The 21762-nt window shown below is 67.9% G+C and carries 21 protein-coding genes; 10 read left to right on the forward strand and 11 right to left on the reverse strand.

What is annotated here, in order from left to right; all coding sequences use genetic code 11:
* Nucleotides 1-47: 47 nt before the first annotated feature.
* From P5P27_RS03815 to efeU, 5 genes are all read right to left on the reverse strand, one after another.
* Nucleotides 48-1460, reverse strand: coding sequence for a hypothetical protein (locus tag P5P27_RS03815; RefSeq protein ID WP_278126461.1), 1413 nt, complete (start codon nucleotides 1458-1460; stop codon nucleotides 48-50).
* A 107-nt stretch (nucleotides 1461-1567) separates the two neighbouring features.
* The gene (locus tag P5P27_RS03820; protein ID WP_006897581.1) at nucleotides 1568-1981 is read right to left on the reverse strand and encodes a TIGR02611 family protein; all 414 of its coding nucleotides are present in this window, start codon (nucleotides 1979-1981) and stop codon (nucleotides 1568-1570) included.
* 35 nt (nucleotides 1982-2016) lie between these two features.
* A complete protein-coding gene (gene efeB, locus P5P27_RS03825) occupies nucleotides 2017-3318 on the reverse strand; it encodes an iron uptake transporter deferrochelatase/peroxidase subunit (RefSeq protein ID WP_372452502.1) in 1302 nt (433 codons plus the stop codon).
* 94 nt (nucleotides 3319-3412) lie between these two features.
* Nucleotides 3413-4630 carry an iron uptake system protein EfeO gene (gene efeO / locus P5P27_RS03830; protein ID WP_045536930.1) on the reverse strand — a complete coding sequence of 406 codons (1218 nt, stop codon included), beginning with the start codon at nucleotides 4628-4630 and terminating at the stop codon, nucleotides 3413-3415.
* 81 nt (nucleotides 4631-4711) lie between these two features.
* A complete protein-coding gene (efeU, locus tag P5P27_RS03835) occupies nucleotides 4712-5605 on the reverse strand; it encodes an iron uptake transporter permease EfeU (protein ID WP_278126466.1) in 894 nt (297 codons plus the stop codon).
* A 286-nt stretch (nucleotides 5606-5891) separates the two neighbouring features.
* On the opposite strand from efeU, the gene P5P27_RS03840 reads away from it, so the two are divergent.
* The 5 genes from P5P27_RS03840 to P5P27_RS03860 all read left to right on the forward strand — a co-directional run bounded on the left by P5P27_RS03840 (nucleotide 5892) and on the right by P5P27_RS03860 (nucleotide 10228).
* A complete protein-coding gene (locus tag P5P27_RS03840) occupies nucleotides 5892-6656 on the forward strand; it encodes a lytic transglycosylase domain-containing protein (protein ID WP_156150434.1) in 765 nt (254 codons plus the stop codon).
* Between the two features lie 80 nt (nucleotides 6657-6736).
* A complete protein-coding gene (gene eno / locus P5P27_RS03845; RefSeq protein ID WP_045536925.1) occupies nucleotides 6737-8020 on the forward strand; it encodes a phosphopyruvate hydratase in 1284 nt (427 codons plus the stop codon).
* Nucleotides 8021-8375: 355 nt separating this feature from the next.
* Nucleotides 8376-8741, forward strand: coding sequence for an FtsB family cell division protein (locus P5P27_RS03850; protein ID WP_006897575.1), 366 nt, complete (start codon nucleotides 8376-8378; stop codon nucleotides 8739-8741).
* Nucleotides 8742-9269, forward strand: a complete 528-nt coding sequence (locus P5P27_RS03855; protein WP_006897574.1) for a DUF501 domain-containing protein — start codon at nucleotides 8742-8744, stop codon at nucleotides 9267-9269. It abuts the gene before it with no gap.
* A complete protein-coding gene (locus tag P5P27_RS03860) occupies nucleotides 9266-10228 on the forward strand; it encodes a Ppx/GppA phosphatase family protein (RefSeq protein WP_222111303.1) in 963 nt (320 codons plus the stop codon). Before P5P27_RS03855 ends, P5P27_RS03860 begins: the two co-directional genes overlap by 4 nt.
* Nucleotides 10229-10251: 23 nt before the next feature.
* On the opposite strand, the gene P5P27_RS03865 is transcribed toward P5P27_RS03860, so the two are convergent.
* Nucleotides 10252-10761, reverse strand: a complete 510-nt coding sequence (locus tag P5P27_RS03865) for a DUF4395 domain-containing protein (RefSeq protein WP_039867854.1) — start codon at nucleotides 10759-10761, stop codon at nucleotides 10252-10254.
* A 194-nt stretch (nucleotides 10762-10955) separates the two neighbouring features.
* Between P5P27_RS03865 and P5P27_RS03870 the strand changes: the two genes are divergently transcribed.
* Nucleotides 10956-11870: a hypothetical protein gene (locus P5P27_RS03870; protein WP_062368028.1), complete on the forward strand. Its 915-nt coding sequence runs from the start codon at nucleotides 10956-10958 to the stop codon at nucleotides 11868-11870.
* 3 nt (nucleotides 11871-11873) lie between these two features.
* Here the strand turns inward: P5P27_RS03870 and recQ are convergent, their stop codons facing one another.
* From recQ to P5P27_RS03895, 5 genes are all read right to left on the reverse strand, one after another.
* Nucleotides 11874-13700 carry a DNA helicase RecQ gene (gene recQ / locus P5P27_RS03875; RefSeq protein WP_278126472.1) on the reverse strand — a complete coding sequence of 609 codons (1827 nt, stop codon included), beginning with the start codon at nucleotides 13698-13700 and terminating at the stop codon, nucleotides 11874-11876.
* Nucleotides 13701-13708: 8 nt separating this feature from the next.
* On the reverse strand, nucleotides 13709-14014 hold the full coding sequence (locus P5P27_RS03880; RefSeq protein WP_006897569.1) for a hypothetical protein: 306 nt from the start codon (nucleotides 14012-14014) through the stop codon (nucleotides 13709-13711).
* A 46-nt stretch (nucleotides 14015-14060) separates the two neighbouring features.
* On the reverse strand, nucleotides 14061-14996 hold the full coding sequence (locus tag P5P27_RS03885) for an alpha/beta fold hydrolase (protein WP_006897568.1): 936 nt from the start codon (nucleotides 14994-14996) through the stop codon (nucleotides 14061-14063).
* Between the two features lie 154 nt (nucleotides 14997-15150).
* Nucleotides 15151-16320 (reverse strand): fatty acid desaturase family protein, encoded by a 1170-nt coding sequence (locus tag P5P27_RS03890; RefSeq protein WP_278126474.1) that lies wholly within the window; start codon nucleotides 16318-16320, stop codon nucleotides 15151-15153.
* Between the two features lie 5 nt (nucleotides 16321-16325).
* Nucleotides 16326-17402: a ferredoxin reductase gene (locus P5P27_RS03895; protein ID WP_062368026.1), complete on the reverse strand. Its 1077-nt coding sequence runs from the start codon at nucleotides 17400-17402 to the stop codon at nucleotides 16326-16328.
* Nucleotides 17403-17569: 167 nt separating this feature from the next.
* Between P5P27_RS03895 and P5P27_RS03900 the strand changes: the two genes are divergently transcribed.
* The 4 genes from P5P27_RS03900 (at nucleotide 17570) to P5P27_RS03915 (ending at nucleotide 21754) form a co-directional block, all read left to right on the forward strand.
* A complete protein-coding gene (locus tag P5P27_RS03900; RefSeq protein ID WP_082083873.1) occupies nucleotides 17570-18262 on the forward strand; it encodes a TetR family transcriptional regulator in 693 nt (230 codons plus the stop codon).
* A 53-nt stretch (nucleotides 18263-18315) separates the two neighbouring features.
* On the forward strand, nucleotides 18316-19779 hold the full coding sequence (locus tag P5P27_RS03905; RefSeq protein WP_045536957.1) for a serine/threonine-protein kinase: 1464 nt from the start codon (nucleotides 18316-18318) through the stop codon (nucleotides 19777-19779).
* A 14-nt stretch (nucleotides 19780-19793) separates the two neighbouring features.
* On the forward strand, nucleotides 19794-20711 hold the full coding sequence (locus P5P27_RS03910) for a serine hydrolase (RefSeq protein WP_278126477.1): 918 nt from the start codon (nucleotides 19794-19796) through the stop codon (nucleotides 20709-20711).
* Nucleotides 20712-20890: 179 nt separating this feature from the next.
* Nucleotides 20891-21754, forward strand: a complete 864-nt coding sequence (locus P5P27_RS03915; RefSeq protein ID WP_082083870.1) for a serine hydrolase — start codon at nucleotides 20891-20893, stop codon at nucleotides 21752-21754.
* The last annotated feature ends 8 nt before the right edge of the window (nucleotides 21755-21762 follow it).

Raw genomic sequence — 21762 nt, forward strand, 5'->3', positions numbered from 1 at the left:
AGTCTAGGAGCCCAGGACACGGGTCAGCACGCGGCTGCGAACCAGAGCTACCCACCCTCTTGGGAGATGTCGACAGTCTCCTCCACCGCGTCGGTGTCCCCGGATTCGAGATCGGCATCGGCCTCTTCCGAGTCGGTCCCGGCAGGGGCGTCAGAAGTCCTGTCCGACTGTTCAGTCACGGGTCTCTGGCACTCGTCGGAGGTGCGCCGTGACTTTGTGACGCCGCCCTCACCCACCTCCGGTCTCCGGACCACCTCGACACCCACGGCCACGACGACCAGCGCGACTACCAGCCAGGCCATCGCGGTGAACGTCACCGGCCGCGAGGCGAACAAGGCGGCCATGCCGAGTGCGAGGGCGATCCAGTAGATCACGGCGCGGTACTTGTCGACGGCTCGGCCGAAGCCACGGGTGTCGCCGCCGGCGCGGTCCAGCGCGCCACGCAGACCGGTGAAGCCCGAGTCGAGGACCGACCGCACGGCGCGGGCGGGCCGCGCCGGGCCGGCGAACCAGCCGACCACCCCGATCAGCAGTCCGAGGAAAGTGAGGGCCCGCAGCGTCGACGCCATCATCGCGGTCACCTGGTCGAAGACCGCGTGCGCGACAGCGCTCGGCAACGGATTCGGGCTCATCGAGAAGACGAAGACATTTCCACCGATCCAGACGCCGATCGACATCAGCGCGAAGATCACGGCCGCAGCCAACGACGACGCGACCGTCGCCCGTCGCCGGCGGTTGGCTATCAGGATCCCGCCGACGAGCAGTCCGACCGCCACCCACGACAGCCAGAGTCCGCCGATCACGGCCACCCGGTACGAGACGCGCGCCAGACCCAACGAGTCCGAGTGGAGGATCGTGACTGATCGGTTCGTCACCGGGATCCGGTTCACGAAGTCGAGGCCGCGGGCGGATAGACGCTGCTTCACCGCGTCGACCAGCGGGGCGAGCTGCAGGCTCAGGGTGCCGCTGTCGGAGAGCGCCAGCGCCGCGTCGGGCTGATCCTTGAGCAGCGCCGTCGCCTGCCTGTGGGTGACGCGCAGACTCTGCGCCCAGAGATCGGCGAACTGATCGGAGGCCACCAGCCGCTGCGCCGTCGACGCGACGAGCGACTGGATGCCGGCGACGGCGGGCCCCCGGAGAGACGAGATGGCAGCAGTGGCCCGCGGCGGAAGTCCGGACTCGGAGATTCCGTCGAAGGCCTGACCGATGATCTGCTCGAAATCGACCTGCTGGTTGATCTGATCGGTGATCTGGTCGGCGACGAAGTTCTGGACCGCCGGATCGTCCGCTAGCGGGGCGAAGGTCGCGACGAACTGGTCGCTGTCGACGAGCTGCAGGCGTACCCATGTCCCGACGGAGGCGACGGGCGCGAGGATCAGGGCGACGACGATCATGAGTGCGCTGACCACGGCGCGGAGCCTGGAGGTCGATCGGCCGGCGGCGGGTGAGGTCTCGTTCACCCGTCGATCCTCGCACCCGGGACGGCCACCGATGATCGAAGTCGCCCCGGCCGGGCGAGGCGTCGATCGATCACACGACCGGCAGCTCAACCCGGCAGCTCAACCCGTCAGCCCAGCGGCGAGTCGAGCCAGCCGTAGTCGAGGCCGACCCAGCCCTGCGCCAAGTCGAGTGCCCCCGTCACCCACAGCGTCAGCAAGACGATGGCGCACGTACCGACGGCAAGCGCGAACTGCGCCAGCCGATTGCCGTCGATGTAATCGGAGTACATCGAGTTGAGTCTGGACATGATCCACTTGCGCAGGCGTGCCGCCCACTCCAGTTCCTGCGACAGAATGAGCAGTCCGAGGAAGACGATGGCCCATCCGGGCCCCGGATACGGGATCGTGATGACCCCGGCGGCGGTGACCAGAAAGCCGACCGCGATGGTGAGGTACCGCAGCACCCAGCCGAATCGAGACGTCCGACGGACGCGCGTGTACGCGGTTCCGAGTGATCTGATCCGGTCCATGGTCGTGGGCACGGCGGTGAGGTCCTTACGATTGTCCGGGGACGCTGCTACTTCTCGAACAGACGTTGTCCCCAGTATTCACCGGGACGCAGCCCCGGCGGGACGGCGAAGATCGCCGAACCGTTCGGTATCAGATATTCGGTCATCGCGTCCTTGCGTGACAACTGGTGCTGCATCGGCACGAACTGCTTGAAGCTGTCGCGGTTGAAGGCGACGAAGAAGAGTCCCGCGTCGAGATGGCCGAAACCGTCCGAGCCGTCGGTGAAGTTGTATCCGCGCCGCAGGATCTGCGCACCGTTGTTCATGTCGGGGTGAGCGAGACGGACGTGGGAGGTCAGCGGAATGATCGGCGTGCCGTATGAGGTGATCTGGAAATCGGGCTCGTCGAACTCGTCCTCGCCGCTGAGCGGCGCGCCGGACTGCTTGGTCCGGCCGATGATGTCCTCCTGCTCCTTCAGATTCGCTCGGTCCCAGGGTTCGATGTCCATCCGGATGCGCCGTGCGACGAGATAGGTGCCGCCGGTCATCCACTGTGCCGCCGGCGGGTTGTCGCCGGGAGCCACCCACACCCATTTATCGAGGGTCTCGGTGTCCTCGGCCCGGATGTTGGCGGTGCCGTCCTTGAAACCGAACATGTTGCGCGGCGTCTCCTGCGAGCGGGTCGTGGACGACGTGCGACCGAAACCGAGCTGCGACCACCGGACGGAGACGACGCCGACGCCGATACGCGCGAGGTTGCGGACGGCATGGACCGCGACCTGCGGATCGTCGGCGCACGCCTGGATGCAGATGTCGCCGAACGAGCGCGAGGGCTCGATCTTCTCCTGCGCGAACGCCGGCAGGTCGGCGAGGGCCGCGGGCTTGCGGTCGGCGATGCCGAACCGGTCCTTGCGGCCGGGGTCGGAGGCGCTCGGCCCGAACAGTCCGGGGCCGAAGCCGATGGTGAGGGTGAGGTGTGCGGGCGACAGGCCCAGTGCCTCGCCGGTGTCGGCGGGCGGGTGATACTCGCCCATGCCGGTGGCACCGCCGGGAACGGTCTCCTCACCGCGCGTCATCCGCTCGGCCGCGACAGTCCACTTCTTCAACATGTCGACCAGCGCTTCACGCGAGTCGGTGATGACGTCGAAGGCGGCGAAGTGCAGGCGGTCCTGAGCCTCGGTGACGATGCCGGCCTGCCTCTCGCCGCGGAATGCGACGACGCGGTCGGGCTCGGAGTCGCCACGACCTCCGACGGTCGCGCCGATCGCGGCTCCGCCGGCGAGACCGGCTGCGATGCCGACCCCCGCGGCACCGAGCACGGTGCGGCGGGACACACCGGGCTTGGGTGCGTCGGGTGCGGGGGTCTCGATACGCCCGTTGCTCGCTTCGCTCGCATCGGGCACTCGACCAGCCTCAGGGTCTCCGGTCGGCTGCGCTTCGCTGTCACTCACTTCGTATTCCCGCTCACTTCTGCAGAACCAGGCCGGGCACCTGCGACAGAGTCGCCGAGAGGGCGTCCACCTTGTCCGACAACTCCTTGCGCTGTGCCGGCGACACCTTGTCGTACGAGGCGTAGCCGTCGCCCTCGCGGAACTGGTCGATGAACGACCGGACGTCGGCGAACTGAGCGGTGATCTTGTCCATCAGCTTCGGATCGCGCGCCGAGATCATCGGCTGCAGTTCCGCGATCAGCGTCTCGGAGCCGTCGATGTTGGCGGCGATGTCCCACAGGTCGGTGTGGCTGTAGCGATCCTCCTCGCCGGCCACCTTGGTCTTGGCGATCTCGTCGATCAGCGCCTGCGGGCCGTGGACGAACATCTGCGTCTCGAACTCGAAACCGGGGGCGGAGACCTCGTCGCGCAGTTGTGTCACGTCGGTCAGGAGCTGATCGGCGGCCTTGTCGATGGCGGCCTTGGAATCGGCGGTCTTCGCGGCGGCGGCGTCCGCGGGCGCCACCTGACCCTCGGCTTCGCCGACCTCATCGGCCTTCGGAGGGAAGAGGAAGCGCTCGATGCGGTGGAATCCGGTGAACTCCTGCTTGCCGTCCTCGGTGTCGTCCCAGCGCATGTCGATCTTGGGGTCGAGGTCGGGGAACGACTCGGCGACCGGCTCGATGCGCTCGTAGAACGTGCGGACCAGGCCGAAGCCGTTGCGAGCCGCATCCAGATCGCCGCTCTTGACGTCGCCGGTGAAGGTCTGCACCTGTGCGACCAATCCGTTGAGCTGGCCGCGGACGTACTCGAGGTAGCGCTGCTTGGCGGCCTCGACATCGGCCGGAGCCTGGCTCTTCTGCTTGGTCTCGCCGGTCACTTCGATCTTCTGTCGGATGCCGGTTCCGACCATGCCCGGTTTGCACGCGACGGTGTAGGTCCCCGGCTCGCTGAACTCCACGCTGAGCTTGCCCTTGAGGCCCGGACCGATGTTCTCCACCTCGGCGAGGACGCGATTGTTCTTGCCGTAGACGTAGAACTCGGTGACCTTGGATCCGGCGTTGCTGATCTCGAAGTTCGCGGTGCCGGTCTGCAGATCGGTGGTCGACAGTTCGCAGCCGTCGTTGGACGAGGTCACAGTCACCGCGCCGTCGCCGGACGATTTCGCCTCGCATGCGGCCAATGCCAGCGGCGTGGCGGCCACAGCGCCGAGCACGACGACGTTCCGCAGAACGGGGGAGAGCTTGACCATGGTGTTCCTTTCACGGTGTCCACGCGGTGAGTCGGAGTCGGCGTGGTGGGGGAGGACGGGAGTGCGCCCGGGCGATGCGGCTTATGAGGCCTCTTCCAGCGTGGCGGGGGCAGCCTCGGGTCTGCGCGTCGACGACCGTCCGCGGGCGTAGAACAGCCCGCCCACGATGACGATGTATCCGGCCCAGGCGATCACCTGCAGGACGGTGGGCTCCGGGCGGAAGTTGAAGATGCCGGCCAGGATCACGCCGTACCAGGCGCTCTGGTCGTACCAGGACGAGATGTCGAAGGCGATTTCGCCGAGGCCGGGCAGCCAGCCGTACACCTGAAGCGCACCGACACCGTAGGCGAGGATGCCCGCGGCGACGACGATCAGGAAGTAGCCGGTGTAGGTGAAGAATCTGGCGAAGTCGATCGCGATGGCGCCCTTGTACAACAGCCACGTCAGCACCACCGCGACGAGCATGCCGAGCAACAGACCCACAAGGGGCCATACCCCGCCGGAGACGCTCTCGGCATACCCGACCATCAGCAGGGCGGTCTCGAAGCCCTCGCGTCCGACGGCCAGGAAGGCCAGTCCGAAGACAGCGGCGCCGCCGACCGCCAGAGCGTTGGTCAGCCCCGACTTCAGATCGCCCGATATATGTGCGGCGGCTTTGCGCATCCACAGAACCATGAACGTGACGATGGCGACGGCGACCAGGGACGCGATCCCCGCGAGCAGTTCGGCGCCCAGAGAGGAGATCGTCGACGAACCGAACTGAATGATGAGGAACGTGGCGATCATCATCGTGAGCGCCGCGGCGACGCCGAGCCAGATCCACTTGAGCGAGTCTCGGCGATCGGACTTCACCGCGAAAGCGATGAGGACCATGACGACAATCCCGGCTTCCAGGCCCTCGCGCACACCGATCAGACCGCTCCCGACCATCTGGGTCACCACCGAGGGGGCGCCCTGTGCGATGAGCATCGTCACCGTCTTTTCCTTCCGCCGTGCGCCGCCGGTCAGGTTGGCCGGACAACCCGGTAAGGATAACCCACGTTGGGTGAGCCTCTCCTAATCGGATTCGTCGTCTAGCTGCATCGACGCCGGAAATGCGTAAACCGGATCAGCGGCGGGAACTCCCGCGGCGTTTTCGGAGTTGGTCTGGTGGTGTGCGAGGCTTGTGCGCGCCGTGACCCCGGCCGTTCCGGCGAGCCGGTGCGGTGCGATCGAGTGGCAGTGACGAGAGATCCAGTGCAGTGACGAGAGATGAGGACCTGTGACCCGAGTTGTGCGATCGGCGACGACCAATCGGCGCCGGTGGTGGGTCGCTCCCATCGCGGTCGCCGTCGCGGTCTCGCTGTCGTCGTGCGGGATCCGGATGCCGTGGGACCGTCCGGACATCCCCGACGGGCTGCCGCCCGGGGTCGGAACCCAGCAGCCCTACATCGACATCAACTCGCCCGGCCGCACCGCGGACAAGATGCGTGAGTGGGCCACACCCATCTCCGATGCGACGGCCATTCCGCTGACCGCTCTGGAGGCGTACGGCAACGCCGCCGAAATCCAGCGTCAACAGCATCCCGAGTGCGGGATCGGCTGGACCACGCTTGCCGGGATCGCCGCGGTGGAGACCAAGCACGGCAGGCACGGGGGCGCCACCGTCGCACCCAACGGCGACGTCCGCCCGGAGATCCGCGGTCCCGCTCTCGACGGCACCAAGGGCAACCGGGTGATCCGTGACACCGACAAAGGGCGGCTCGACGGAGACACGACCTACGACCGCGCGATGGGACCGTTCCAGTTCATTCCCGAGACGTGGATGCGCTACGGAGTGGACGCGAATGGCGACGGCGCGGCCGACCCGGACAACATCGACGACGCGGCGCTGTCGGCGGCGCGGTATCTCTGCGTGTACGCGGGCGGCGACATGACCACGCCCGAAGGCTGGGAAGCGGCCGTGCACGCCTATAACAATCACGACGAGTACGTGTTGAAGGTGCGCAACTACGCGAACGCGTACTCCGTGAACATCCGCTACTGATCTGCGTTTATCCTGGACCTCGGAATCTGTCGGCGTCTCCGCCGACCCGACGACATCGAACATCGAATTGGGGCTGACAAGTGGCAATTATCGAGCAGGTAGGCGCGCGCGAGATCCTCGACTCCCGCGGCAACCCGACCGTCGAGGTCGAGGTCGTCCTGGACGACGGCACCTTCTCGCGGGCAGCGGTTCCCTCGGGTGCCTCGACCGGTGAGCACGAGGCCGTCGAGCTGCGCGATGGTGGCGACCGCTACCTCGGCAAGGGCGTCAAGAAGGCCGTCGAGGCAGTCCTGGGCGATATCGCCCCCGAGGTCATCGGTATCGAGGCCGACGATCAGCGTGTCCTCGACCAGACCCTCGTCGATCTGGACGGCACCCCCGACAAGTCGCGCCTCGGCGCCAACGCTCTGCTCGGCGTGTCGCTGGCGGTCGCCAAGGCCGCGGCCGAGTCGGCCGGTCTGCCGCTGTTCCGCTACGTCGGCGGGCCGAACGCTCACATCCTGCCGGTCCCGATGATGAACATCATCAACGGCGGTGCGCACGCCGACAACGGCATCGACTTCCAGGAGTTCATGATCGCGCCGACGGGTGCGGCCACGTTCGCCGAGTCGCTCCGCTGGGGTGCCGAGGTGTACCACTCGCTCAAGTCGGTCCTGCACAAGCAGGGCATGAGCACCGCGCTGGGCGACGAGGGCGGCTTCGCTCCGGATCTGCCCAACACCGAGGCCGCGATCAGCGTGATCGCCGAGGCCGTCGAGAAGGCCGGCTACAAGTTCGGCAGCGACATCGTCATCGCGCTCGACTCGGCGTCGACCGAGTTCTACCGCGACGGTGCCTACCAGTTCCAGGGCAAGGCGCAGTCCGCCGACGAGATGATCGCGTTCTACGAGAAGCTGGTCACCGACTTCCCGATCGTGTCCATCGAAGACGGCCTCGCCGAGGACGACTGGACCGGATGGGCGTCGCTCACCGAGTCCATCGGCGACAAGGTGCAGCTGGTGGGCGACGATCTGTTCGTCACCAACCCGGAGCGCCTCGAAGAGGGCATCAGCAAGGGGATCGCCAACGCACTCCTGGTGAAGGTCAACCAGATCGGCACGCTCACCGAGACTCTCGACGCGGTCGCGCTGGCGCACAACAGCGGCTACAAGACCATGATGAGCCACCGATCGGGCGAGACCGAGGACACCACCATCGCCGATCTGGCGGTCGCGTGCAGCTCGGGCCAGATCAAGACCGGTGCGCCGGCACGCAGCGAGCGCGTCGCCAAGTACAACCAGTTGCTGCGTATCGAAGAGGGCCTCGGCGACGCCGCGCGCTACGCCGGTGACCTGGCGTTCCCGCGCTTTTCGTTCGGTGCGTGATTAGCTAGTAGGTATGGCAGAAGGCGAGACCGGGAGCGGGGGGAGCGGTGGCGCCGCCCGCCGGCGCAGCAGTCGCGGGCGATCCGATCGGCCGGCGAGTTCGTCGCGTCGATCGCGTCCCGACCAGCGGCGCACCCGGTCTCGCGACTCTGCTGTTCCGCCCCGGCCGACCGCGCCCCGCGAGTCGGCCGGTGACGGCGATCCGCGTGCTGATCTCGGCGGCGCGTCGGTAGGCGCCTCCCATGCCGGCGCTCGCCGTCGTCGCACCTCGGAGCGTCCTCGCGGCAATGCGTCCGGGGACCTCCCGGCGTCGCCGTCCCGGCTCGTCCTGTTCGCGCAGCGTCGCGGCGTCAGCGTGACGACAGTCGGCATCGCAGTCGGCATGGCGATCTTCCTGATGCTGACGCTCGCCGTCCCGGTGCGGACCTACATCGCCCAGCGCAACGAGTTCAACCAGCTGCAGGAGTCGAATGCGCAGCTGCGGCGGGAGACCCAGCAGTACAAGGACAAGCTGGCGCAGCAGAGCGATCCGGCGTACATCGAGGCGCAGGCGCGGCAGCGTCTGCAGTACGTGCCGAAGGGCGAGAAGCCGATCGTCATCATCAACCCGACGCGCCAGCAGCAAGAGGCGGAGCAGGCGGCGGAGCGTCAACGCAAAGCCACGCCGTGGTACGAGAATCTGATGGATGCGGTGTCGACGCCGCCGGAGACCCGAGGGTAAGTGAGCATCACCGAAGCCGACCTGCAACTGGTCGCGAAGCAGTTGGGACGTGAGCCGCGCGGGGTGCTGGAGATCAGTTACCGCACTCCGGACGGTCAGCCCGCGGTCGTGAAGACGGCACCCCGGTTGCCCGACGGCACCCCCTTTCCGACGCTCTACTATCTGACCGACCCGCGGTTGACGGGGGCCTGCAGCCGTCTGGAGTCGGGTGGCGTGATGCGCGAGATGACCTCACGGCTGGCCGAGGACGCCGACCTCGCTGCCGGTTACCGCGCGGCGTACGAGAGCTACCTCGCCGAGCGTGACGCGATCGAATCGCTCGGCACCGACTTCGCCGGCGGCGGCATGCCCGATCGGGTGAAGTGCCTGCACGTGCTGGTGGCGCATTCACTGGCCAAGGGGCCGGGCGTCAACCCGCTGGGCGACGAGGCCGTCGCACTGCTCGCCGACATCGAAAAGCTCCGCGGCATCGCCGTGCCCGCCGACTGGCCGTTGCACGCACCGGATTCCGACGAGGCCGGCGCGTGACCCGGGTGGCCGCCGTCGACTGCGGCACCAACTCGATCCGGCTGCTGATCGCCGACGTCGACGGGAACGGAGCGCTCTCCGACGTCCGGCGCGACATGCTGGTGGTGCGGTTGGGGCAGGGCGTCGACGCGACCGGCCAGTTCGCCGACGAGGCGATCGAGCGCACCCGCGCGGCGCTGGCGGGTTACGTCGAGGCGATGGTCGCGGCCGGGGTGGAGCGAGTCCGCATGGTCGCGACGTCCGCGACGCGGGACGCGGGCAACCGCGACGAGTTCTTCGCGATGACGGCCGAACTGCTCGGCAAGGTGCAGCAGGGCGCGGTGGCCGAAGTGATCTCCGGTGACGAGGAGGCACGGCTGTCGTTCCGGGGCGCCGTCGGCGGTCTGGACCCGGCGGACGGTCCCTTCGTGGTCACCGACCTCGGCGGGGGCAGCACAGAGGTCGTCGTCGGCTCGGTGTCGCGAGGGCAGGCGGTCGTGGCCGGCGCGTACTCCGCCGACATCGGCTGCGTGCGACTCACCGAACGAGCACTCGCGTCCGATCCGCCGACCCTGGACGAGCGCGCCCGTGCCGCGGCGATCGCGGCGGAGGAACTCTCAAAGGCGTTCGCCGCGGTCGATGTCGGCCCCGCGCGCACGTGGGTGGGGGTCGCCGGAACGTTGACGACGTTCGCGGCTCTTCACGCCGGTCTCACCGAGTACGACCCCGAGGTGATCCACCACTCGCGGATCCCGCTGGCGGAACTTCACGTCCTCTGCGGACGCATCGTCGCGATGACACGCGAGGAGCGGCTGGCGCTCGGACCGATGCATCCGGGGCGTGCCGACGTCATCGGCGGCGGCGCGCTCGTGACCCGTGAGCTGGCGCGACAGTTGGCCGACCGTGCCGCCATCACCGAGATGGTGGTCTCGGAGCACGACATCCTGGACGGGATCGCGTTGGGTCTGGCCGCTCGCTGAGGGAGGCGGCCGCAAGCCCGCCTCTAGGCCCGATTGCGGCCGAAGTCGTTGCAGGCCTCGCAGACGCTGTCCGGAATGATTCCGGCGCGCTGGAGCAGTCCGAATCCGATGCAGCCGAGGCAGAGACCGAAGGCGAACTCGAGGACCGCCGCCACGATCAACAGCCCGACGACGATCTGTGCCGCGAGACCGAAACCGGCCGCAGACAGTACGAACGCGCAGCCGGAGAAGACCAGGCCGATGGTCTGGGCGAACCGCTTGGGCGGTCCGGGAACCATCTTCGTGCGTTTCCAAACGCGCGGCACGATGACATGCACGGCGAGCCTGCCGAACGGCGAGTACCGCGGGCCGCCCGCGACCCGCAGGGCGAAACCGAGGGCCAGGAGCCCGTACAGCCACGGCTTATCGACGGCGATGGCCACGATCGCGAGCGCGATGACGAGACCGGCGGTGGAGCGTGCCGCGTAGTCGTTGACCGGGTTGGGGAAGTCGAACACACCGCGGTGCCACGACGGCGTCTCCGCGACGGCGATCGACGAATCGACCTGGGTGAAGACGTCTGAGTCGGTCACGGGTACTCCAATCAAGCGATGACGCTTCACGATAAGGCCGGTGGACTTCGGATCCAAGATTTTGACTCACCGTGAGCCGAAGGCCTGCGGCGCGGTCGTGGCTCGACGACGGCGAGTGCCGGAACCGGTACGCGGCGTCATGCGTCCAAAGACACATGAGGGATTCGGGAGTTCATTCGCGGCGCGGTCTTCTCGCCGCCGGATACGACGACGCGGCCATCCGGCGGGCGGTACGCGGGGGATCGCTGGTGCGTCTGCGGGCTGGGTGGTTCGCGCTCCCGGCTCACGACGAGAGGGCGGCTGCGGCGGTCCGTGACGGTGGAGTGCTCACCTGCGTCGACGCTCTCCGCTTTCACGAGTTGTGGGTGCCGCCGGGACACGGCGGTCTGCACTTGAGAAGGAGCACGAACCTGACCGGCGTCAACGTCGCCTGTCGGCCTTTCGGTGGCTCACTGCGGACGGCGACGCGGGCTGTCGATCCGGTTCCCGTCGCGTTGGCGTACGCCGCACGCTGCCTCTCCGACGAGGAATGGATCGCGGTCGGTGACTCGTACCTGAATCTCACGGGTAAGACGCGTGCGGATCTCCGATCCGAGCTGCGCGGAGCCGGGCGGACGGTGGAACGGCGGATAGCGAAGACTGATCGGCGGGCGCAGTCCGGGACGGAGAGCATCGCCCGTGTCCGGCTGCGGTCGGCGGGGTTCGATGTGACGGTCCAGCCGTATGTGGAGGGCGTCGGGTGGGCGGATCTGCGGATCGGGAGACTGTTGATCGAGTGCGACAGCGTGTTGCACCACGCCACCCGGACTGGGTACGCGAACGACCGCCGCCGCGACCGCCGCGCTCTGGTGGACGGGTGGCTCACGCTGCGCCTGACCTACGACGACGTGCTCTACGGCTGGGACGCGGTCCTCGCCGACATCAAAGCCGTCACCGCCAGGGACCGGCACCGGGCACGCTCGGCGAAGCACCGGGCGATGCTGCAAAGATCAGTACTTATGTCGACCGGCGAGGGAACATCGCCGGAGGACGGCAGTGACGGTACTGATCTCAGCACTGCGGTCGACTGACCGCTACGCGGACTCGAAATCGACCAGGACCTCCAGGACCTGGTCGCCGTACTTCTCGAGCTTGCTCTGCCCGATACCGGAGATCGCCAGCAGCTCTTCGTGATTGGACGGTTTCGCACGTGCGAGCTCTTCGAGGGTCTTGTTTCCGAGCACCGTGTAGGCGGGCAGCCCCGCGTCCTTCGCGACGGACGAGCGCCAGCGGCGCAGTGCCTCGAAGAGTCCGCGGTCGGCGTCCGGCAGGTCCGGTGCGCTCGAGCGTGCGGCTTTCCGGGAGCGTGCCGGAGCCTTCGTGTCCTCGCGGAGCATTACCGTGGTCTCACCGCGCAGAACGGGGGCGGCCTTCTCGGTGAGGCGCAGCACTCCGTAATCGCCCTGCGGAGCGATGATTCCGAGAGCCACCAGCTGGCGGACCACGCTTCGCCATCCGCTGGCGTCGAGTTCGGTGCCGATGCCGTAGGTGGTGAGGCGATCATGGCCCTGCTGCTGGATACGAGCGTTGTCCACACCCAGCAGGATGTCGATGAGATGACCGGCGCCATAGGCCGACCGGTTGAAGTCGCGGTCGAGCCGGAAGATGGTCGACAGGAGCTTCTGCGCCGGCACCGTGCCGTCCCAGGTCTTCGGCGGGTTCAGACAGGTGTCGCAGTTGCCGCAGGGTTCGATCCGCTGGTCGAAGTACCCCAGCAACTGCTGCCTCCGGCACGTCGCCGTCTCGCAGAGTGCGAGCATCGCGTCGAGCAGCTGCGACTGCACCCGGCGCCGTGCGGCGTCGCCGTCGGACTGGTCGATCAGGCGCCGCTGGTTCATGACGTCGGCGAGCCCGTAGGCCATCCACGCCACCGACGGCAGGCCGTCGCGGCCGGCGCGTCCGGTCTCCTGGTAGTAACCCTCGATGCTCTTCGGAAGATCGACGTGCGCCACGAAGCGCACATCGGGTTTGTCGATGCCCATGCCGAAGGCGATGGTCGCGACCACCACGATCCCGTCCTCGCGCAGGAACCTGTGCAGCGTGTCCTCCCGCACCCGGCGGTCGAGTCCCGCGTGGTAGGGCAGCGCGTCGACGTCGTTCGCGCGGAGGAACTCGGCGATCTTCTCGACGCTGTTGCGGCTCAGCGCGTAGACGATGCCGGTCGCGGGCTCGCCGTCGACGACGCCTTCCGTTCGGATGAACTCCAGCAGTTGCCTGTTGGCTTGCGCCTTGGGCTCGATGCGGTAGGTGATGTTGGGCCGGTCGAAGCTGGAGACGAAGTGGCGTGCGCCCTCCAGGTGCAGCCGCGCGGTGAGCTCTTCGTGCGTGCGGCGGGTGGCGGTCGCGGTGAGCGCGATTCGCGGAACGTCCGGCCAGATGTCCGCCAGCTCTCCCAGCGCCAGATAGTCCGGCCGGAAGTCGTGGCCCCACTGCGAGACGCAGTGCGCCTCGTCGATCGCGATCAGCGACAGCGTGCCGCGCGCCAGGAACTCGCGAGTCCCCCGTTGGCTCAGCCGTTCGGGGGCGACGTAGATCAGGTCGAGTTCGCCTGCGAGGAATGCTCTTTCGACTTCCGCTCGCTCTTCGGGGAGCTGAGTGGAGTTCAGGTAGGCGGCGCGGACGCCCAGTTGGCGCAGAGCTCCCACCTGGTCGGCCATGAGCGCGATCAGCGGCGAGACGACGACGGCGCACCCCTCACGGACGAGCGCGGGCACCTGATAGCAGAGGCTCTTGCCGCCGCCGGTCGGCATGAGCACGACGGCGTCGCCTCCGGAGATCACGTGCGAGACGATCTGCTCCTGGTCGCCGCGGAACTCCGAGTAGCCGAAGACGTCCCGGAGGACTTGATACTGGTCGGGCACGATGTCGCTCAGTGGTCCTCTCGACCGGAGCCGCCGTCGTCGGCGTCCGCATCCTCGTCCGTGTCGTCGTCGTAGCCGTTCAGCGAGTCGAGTTCCTCCGGTGGGGTCTTCGGCTTCGCCTCCGGTTCGGAGTCGTTCCGTGCGGTTTTGGCCGCCTCGCGCATCTCGAACCCGTCGGTGACCAACTCGCCGATCTCTCGCGCGACGTCGGCGACGGCGGTGGTGATGATCGACGTGATGTTGCCGACCCGATGCGCGGCGCTCTCGACCACCTCCTGGATCAGATCCTTGTTCCGTTCTGCACGTCCGACCACTTCTCGTCCCTCCTGCCGGTGCCCTGCTGAAGACCAATGGTAAGCCTCACCGCCGAAGCGACTTCTCGACGAATGCCACGATCTCGCCTTCGACCTCGTCGCGGATCTCCGGCTCGTTGTGCACCTCGTGGCGGAAGCCGGTGTAGACGCGGGTGCGCACGTCGGCGTGGCCGGTCGCGACGAGCCGGTTGGCGACGTGATAGGCGCCCTCACCGTAGTCGGTGACGGGGTCCTGGTCGCCCGCGAGGATCAAGACGGGGAGGTCGCGGCGGATCTGCGGATACCACTCGTCGCTGTTCACCTGGTCGTAGAGGTCGATGAATCCCTGCAGGAACCGGACACTCATGGGCGCGCCGAAATTGTTGAACGGGTCCACCGAGTGATCGCGCACCACGTCGGGGTCGCGGGCCACCCAGTCGGTGGGACCGGCTCCGTCGCCGTAACGGGAGACGAATCCGTCGAACACGGCGCCGACGATCTCCGGGGAGGCGGCAGCGCTGCGGTCGGGCTCGGCGGCGAGCGCCCCGCGATCGACCACGGTCTCGATACCCCTGATCTGCGCGGCGATGCCGCAGAGGATCAGGGCGTCGAGATCGTCGCCGCGCTGTGCGGCCAGACCGCGGGCGATCATCGATCCCCACGAATGGCCGAACACCGCGTGCGGCAGGTCCGGATACTCGGCGCGTGCGATGTCCATGAGCGTGAGCTCGTCGGCGACGGCGGTCGCGGCCCCGTCGTCGCCGGTGTCGACCCAGAACCCCGACTCCATCGCGGTCTTGCCGTGTCCGGCGTGGTCGTCGGCGACCACTGCGAATCCGGCATCGAGGAGCCGGCCGATCAGATGCAGATACCGGCGGGAGTGCTCACCGAGACCGTGGATCAGCTGGACGACGGCCCGGGCCGGTCTGGTGGGCCGGTACATCCAGCCGTGCACGGTGTCGCGCCCGTTGTGGGAGGTGAAGGTCAATTCGGTGAGTGCCACGGGAGAGTCCTGACTGTCGGAGGACACCGGTCACGGCCGGTGGGGATGCGCCGAATGTATCCGCCGGCGACCGAAAACGTCCCGCAGACGGTGCACCGAGGGCATATTGCCCTCGGTGCACCGTCGACGGGACGATCTCAGGCGTGTCCGACCCTCAGGCGGCGTCGACGGCCTTCGAACGCTCGATGTTGACCACGATGTCGTTGTCGTCGCGGGTCATCCAGTTCGGCAGCGACAGCTTCGCGATCTTCATCCACGTGGAGCCGAGCTGCTTGCGGAGCGGACCGGTGTTGTACGGCAGACCGTACTTCTCGCAGATCGCGCGGACCTCGACCGCCATCTCCGGGTAGCGGTTGGCCGGGACGTCGGGGAACAGGTGGTGCTCGATCTGGTGGGAGAGGTTGCCGCTCATGATGTGGAAGAGCCGGCCGCCGGTGATGTTGGCCGACCCGAGCATCTGCCGCACGTACCACTGGCCCTTGGTCTCGTCGACGCATTCCTCAGCGGTGAAGGTCTGAGCGCCGGTGGGGAAGTGACCGCAGAAGATGATCGAGTACGCCCAGATGTTGCGGACCAGGTTGGCGCCGGCGTTGCCGACCAGGGTGGAGACGAAGAACGGTCCGGTGAGCGCGGGCCAGAGAATGTAGTCCTTGGCGACCTGCTTGCGTGCCTTGCGCCACATTCTGCCCAGCAGCCCCTTGACGTCGCTCCACTTGCGTTTGCCCTGGATGACGTTCTCGGCCTCGAGATCGTGGAGCATCACACCCCACTCGAACAGCACCATCAGCGCGGTGGCGTAGGCGAGGTTCCCGAGGAAGTACGGGTGCCACTTCTGGTCGCGTGCCATGCGGAGGATTCCGTAGCCGATGTCGCGGTCCTCGCCGAGCACATTGGTGAAGGTGTGGTGCAGGTAGTTGTGGCTGTGCTTCCACTGGTCACCGGGGCAGACGTTGTCCCAGTCGAATTCGCGCGAGTTGTAGGTGTCCTCCCGCATCCAGTCGTACTGGCCGTGCATCACGTTGTGGCCGATCTCCATGTTGTCCAGGATCTTCGCGATCCCGAGCGACGCGACGCCGGCGAGCCATACCGGCGGAAGGAACGGAACGAACATCGCCGCGCGGCCGGCGAACTCGAGCTTCCGCTGCGCGCGAATGATCGAGTAGATGTACTCGCGGTCGGACTCGCCGAGGTCGGCCACGATACGTGCGCGGAGTTCGTCGAGCTCCCGGCCCAACTGCTCCACCTGCTCGTAGCTGAGGTCGACTCGGGTGCCCGCCGCCGGGGCGGTCTCGGTGCGGAAGTAGTCGCTGATATTGATGGCCATTGCTGCTAAACCTCGATTTCCACGTCGCCGACGGGGGCGTTGACACAGATCTGGATGTGCTGATCGGGCTCGGAGTCGAGCTCTCCGGTCAGGATGTTTCGGGTGCACCCGGTCTTGCGGACCTTGGTGCAGGAGAAGCAGATGCCCATGCGGCATCCGTATTCGGGACGCAGCCCGGCCGCTTCGGCCTGTTCGAGCAGCGTGCGACCGTCGTTCGGTGTGGTGACGTCCGACGCGGTGTAAGTGACGTCGCCGGTGATCGGCTGGTCGGGGTCGAGCACCGGCGAGGTGTCGACGGTGAATGCTTCGGTGTGCAGTCGGTCGGCCAGGTCGCGCCGGTCCGCGTACTCGCGAACCGCGTTCATCAGGGCCGGGGGTCCGCACAGGAACACCTGTGCACCGTCGACGTCGGCGACGCCGTCCAAGTGGTCGTCGTGGAAGTGCTCGGGAGTATCCGTGCGGGTGTAGTGAAGTCGCACGTCAACGTGGTTCAGGGTGCGATCGAGCGCGTCGAGTTCCGCGCGGTAGGGAACGTCCTCCGGTGTGCGCGCATAGTGCACGAAGGTGACCGGGCGGTCGTGTCCTTCGACAATCAGTGTCCGCAGCATTGAGAGGACAGGTGTAATCCCGCTGCCGCCGCTGACGAGCACGGTCCGGTCGGGGCGGACGTCGGGGAGGACGAACTCTCCGGTGGCCGAACTCAGGGTGAGGACCGTCCCGGGGCGGGTCTGCTCGCGCAGGTAGCGGGAGATGAAGCCGCCGGAGTGCGCGGTCACGGTCAACTCGATCTCCGAGGCCTTCTGCTCGGCGTTGGCCGGGGAGAAGAACCGACGGTGGCGGACGCCGTCGACTACGACGCTGACCTCGATGTACTGCCCTGCGCGATGGCCTGACCACTGGCGGGTGGGGCGCAGGGTGAGGGTGACCGATCGGTCGGTCTGCAGGCGGACGTCGGTGACCTTGGCGCGTGTGTCGCGCCAGGTGATCATCGGATCGATCAGTTCCAGGTAACGATCGACGGGGTACGGGGTGGCGGTCGCCTCGACAATCGTCTCGACGAGGCGGGCGATCTTGCTGGCCATCGTTCCTCCTTTGAGGATCGTCGTTCACTTTCAGTGAACGTCTGTACACAAACGAGCATGACATATGACCGCGCCGGGGTGTCAAGGCATTGCCGGTGTGTCTGCCGTCACGTGCGCTCGCCCACCGCGGGACCGGGCGCCGATCCCGACCGCCTAGACTCGGGTTTGTGACTTCCTCTCCCGACTCACCAGGCACGACGCCGCGCAAGGTGCGCGCGAAGCGGTCGCGGCCGGGGTCCGGAGGCAGTCGTGCGGAGAAGAAGGAGCAGACCAGGCAGGCGCTGCTCGACACCACGATCGACTTGGTGGACGACCGTTCTTTCGGAAGCATCAGCCTGCGTGAGGTGGCGCGCGGGGCGGGCATCGTCCCCACCGCGTTCTATCGGCATTTCGCGTCGATGGAAGACCTCGGCGTGACACTCGTCGAAGACGCCATGCGGGTGCTGCGCGGCGCCTTGCGGGAGGCGAGACGGGATCTGGCCGGGCGAGGCATGCCGACCGCGCGCGAGTCGCTGTCGACCCTGCTGAAGAAGGTCCACGGCGACGAGGCGCAGTTCCGCTTCCTGGTGCGTGAACGCCACGGCGGCGTCGCCGAGGTGCGCCGGGCGATCGCGACCGAACTGCGCTTGTTCTCGCGTGAACTGGCGATCGACCTGGCCCGTGTTCCCGCGCTCGCGGATTGGGGCGTGGACGATCTCGAAGTCGCCGCCGATCTGATCGTCACGATCATGATGACCACGGTGGCCGAGCTTCTCGACGGCGACGGCAGGGAGTCCACCGAGCGCGCGCTGGTCGAACGCGCCGAGAAACAACTGGTGATGGTCTTCCTCGGCATGTCGGCGTGGAGGCCCTCTCGCTGAGATTCGGACCTTCCCGGCACGCCCTGTCGGAGGGATGAGGAAGGATAGTCCGCATGGCACAACAGGGTTCTCGGGTCGGCACGCAGTTCGGGCCCTACCGGCTCGACGCTCTTCTCGGGTACGGCGGCATGGGCGAGGTGTACCGGGCGTACGACACGGTGCGCGACCGCGAGGTGGCGGTGAAGCTGCTGCATGAGCGTTTCGCGGGCGACGAGACGTACGAGGAGCGCTTCCGGCGCGAGGCGCAGGCCGTCGCACGGCTCGGCGAGCCGCACATCATTCCGATTCACGACTACGGTGCCATCGACGGCGTCCTCTACCTGGACATGCGGCTCGTCGACGGCGAGGATCTGCGGTCGCGGCTGCGTCGGACCGGCCCGATGGCGCCCGCCGACGCGGTGGGGCTGATCTCGCAGATCGCCGAGGCGCTCGACGCCGCTCACTCGGTCGGACTGGTGCACCGTGATGTGAAGCCGGAGAACATCCTCGTCACGGCCACCGACTTCGCCTACCTCGTCGACTTCGGCATCGCGCATCAGGCGGCGGACACGCGGCTCACTCAGGCCGGGACCGCGATCGGATCGCTCGCGTACATGGCGCCGGAGCAACTCGACGGTGTTCCGTCCGGTGCGATGTCGGATGTGTACTCGCTCGCCGCGGTGCTCTTCGAGACACTCACCGGCAAGCCGCCGTTCCCGGGGGCCACGGTCAGCCAGATCGTGCGGGCCACCGTGATGAACGAGGTGCCCTCGCCCCGGCAGTCGGCGCCTTCGGTGTCGCCGCAGCTCGACGCCGTGGTGGTTCGGGGTCTGGCGAAGGATCCCGCAGCGCGATTCGGGTCGGCGGGACAGATGGCCGCGGCCGCTCGGGCCGCGCTCGAGGGGCATTGGCCGGACAGTGCGTCCGCGCCGACCACGTCCGTGCAGACGGGTCCTCGAGCCTACGATCCGACGGTCCTCGGGGCCCGCCCGCAGACGGCGCCGCTGCCGGAATCGCAGGCCTACCCGGAGGCCCAGTTCTCCCAGCCCCAGTTCTCCCAGCCCCAGTTCGCGCAGACCCAGTTCTCCCAACCCCAGCAGTACTATCCGCCGCAGCCGAACGGCGACGGTCGCGCGCTGCCCGTCGTGCTCGGGGCGCTGATCGGTCTGCTGGTGCTGGCGTTGATCGGTCTGGGTGTTTACTGGTTCGGTTTCCGTGACTCCGGCGGCGCCGGCACGACCGCGGCACCGTCGTCGACCACCATCACCACCACCGTGCCGCCGACCACTGTCGCGGCCACCCCTCCGCCGGGTACCACGAACTGCGATTCGGAGGTGGGCGTCGCCTCGAGCGTCACCAGCTGTGAGTTCGCGTTCAACGTGAAGTCGGCCTATCTCGCGGCCGGGCCGAAGGGACAGGCTCGGACAGTGGTGGCGGACAGCCCGGTGACCGGTCGCAGCTACACGATGTCGTGCAATCCAGAGGATGGAGTAGTGGTGTGCCGCGGAGGCAACAACGCAGTAGTGGTGATCTTCTGACTCGGCGGATCGCGGTGACGAGGCGGACCGCGGTACGCCGGGCGGCTGCGGTGGCGGCTGCGGTGGCGTGCCTGGTCCCGACCGCGGCGTGCGGGACGTCCGACGGCGACGGACACGCGGTGGCCACCGTCGTGGTGACCGAGACCGCGGGCTCACCGGTTGCGTCGTCCGCCCCGGTCGGCCCGGCGTCGCGCACCGAGGCGGCGACGACCGATGCGGCGTTGACCGCGAGCTTCGACGCGATGGCCAAGACGCTGGCCGCTCCCGTGGGGCTCGCTCTCGTTCCGGTCGGCGGCGGTGCGGCGATGACCTTCGGTGACCAGTCACCGCAGGTCGCGTGGTCGACGATCAAGGTGCCTCTGGCTGTTGCCGCGCAGCGGAAGAACGGGCCGAGTGACGCCGAGACGGCCGCGATCGTGGCCTCCGACAACGCCGCCGCTGAATCCCTGTGGGCGTCGCTGGGGTCGCCGGCGGAGGCCGCGGCGGCCGTGACGCGCGTACTGCGCGAAGGGGGCGACGAACACACCACGGTGCCCTCGCGCCGGTTGCGCCCGGAGTTCACGGTCTTCGGGCAGACCACGTGGCGTCTGGCGGATGCGGCGGTGTTCTCGGCGCATCTGCCGTGCCTGCCCGACACCGGGCGGATCGTCTCGTTGATGCGGAACGTCGCCGGCAACCAGCAATGGGGGCTCGAGTCCGTACCGGGCCGCCAGACCGCGGTGAAGGGCGGCTGGGGACCGAGTGTCTCCGGCGGCTACCTGGTCCGCCAGATCGGTCTGCTCACGCTGCGCGACGGCCGGCAGGTCGGGGTCGCGATGAGCACCCAGACGTCGGCGGGATCGATGGAGCCCGGAACCCAGGTGCTCGACGGTGTCGCCCAGTGGCTGTCGAAGCACCTCGGGGCGCTGCCCGGTGGACGGTGCCCCTCGTGACTTCCGCCGTCTGACACCGCCGCCCCGGTAACACGTCCGCAACGCTGCGATTGCGTCTGCGGTACGACGTTGTCGGTGGCGATTGCCCTGCACTAATGTGACTGAAGTTGTCAATGTTGCAAGAGGTGCTTGTGTTGCGAATGGTTCGATGGTGTGCGGCAGTCTGCGCGGCGGTTGCGGTGACGGCCGCGGGTAGCGGGGTGGCGCAGGCCGCACCGCCGCTGCCGTTGCCGAATGTGCTTCCGCCGTTGCCCGCGATTCCGGGGATTCCGAGTCCGCCGCCGCCGGTCGACCTGGGTAAGAGCTTCGACAAGCTCAGCAAGAGCATCGTCAAGGCGAATCCTGGGCGCGTGGGTCTCGCCGTCACCGCGACGGGAACCGGTGAGCCGCTGTTCTTCGGAACGGTGCGGACGGCGCGGGCGTGGTCGACGCTGAAGGCGCCGGTTGCGGTGGCCGCGGAACGGGCCCACGTCGCCGGCCTCGAGCCGATGGAGACCAAGTCGATCCGAGACTCGGATAACGCTTCGGCCGAGGCGATCTGGGATTCACTCGGCTCGACGCGACAGGCAATCGACGCCGTCAGTGCGGTCTTGCGCGAGGGCGGTGACTCTCGGACGCGGATCTCGTCCGAGCTGAGCCGCCCCGCGAGCTATCCCGGCGCCACCCAGTGGGCGACCACCGATCAATCGGTGTTCGCGGCGAATCTGCCCTGCCTGGCCGGATCAGATCCGGTCCTCGCCTATATGAGTTCGGTGGGACCGAATCAGCGGTGGGGGCTGGCGAACGGGAAGAAGGGCGTTCAGACGGCAGTGAAGGGCGGCTGGGGCCCGGTGTCGGACGCGACCGGCAAGTACGTCGTGCGGCAACTCGCCGTCGCGACCACGCCTCGTGGCCGGGTCGGCGTGAGCCTGGTGGCCGTCCCCGCGAGCGGACGTTTCGAGGACGGTGCCGCCATGCTGACTCGCCTGGGCGACTGGGTGCAGCGAAACCTGAAGAACATGCCGGCCGGGCAGTGCCCGCCGGCTGCGAATCCGGTGCGCTGAACCCGGCT

It is taken from the genome of Gordonia sihwensis, assembly GCF_029632925.1.
Classification (GTDB): domain Bacteria; phylum Actinomycetota; class Actinomycetes; order Mycobacteriales; family Mycobacteriaceae; genus Gordonia; species Gordonia sihwensis.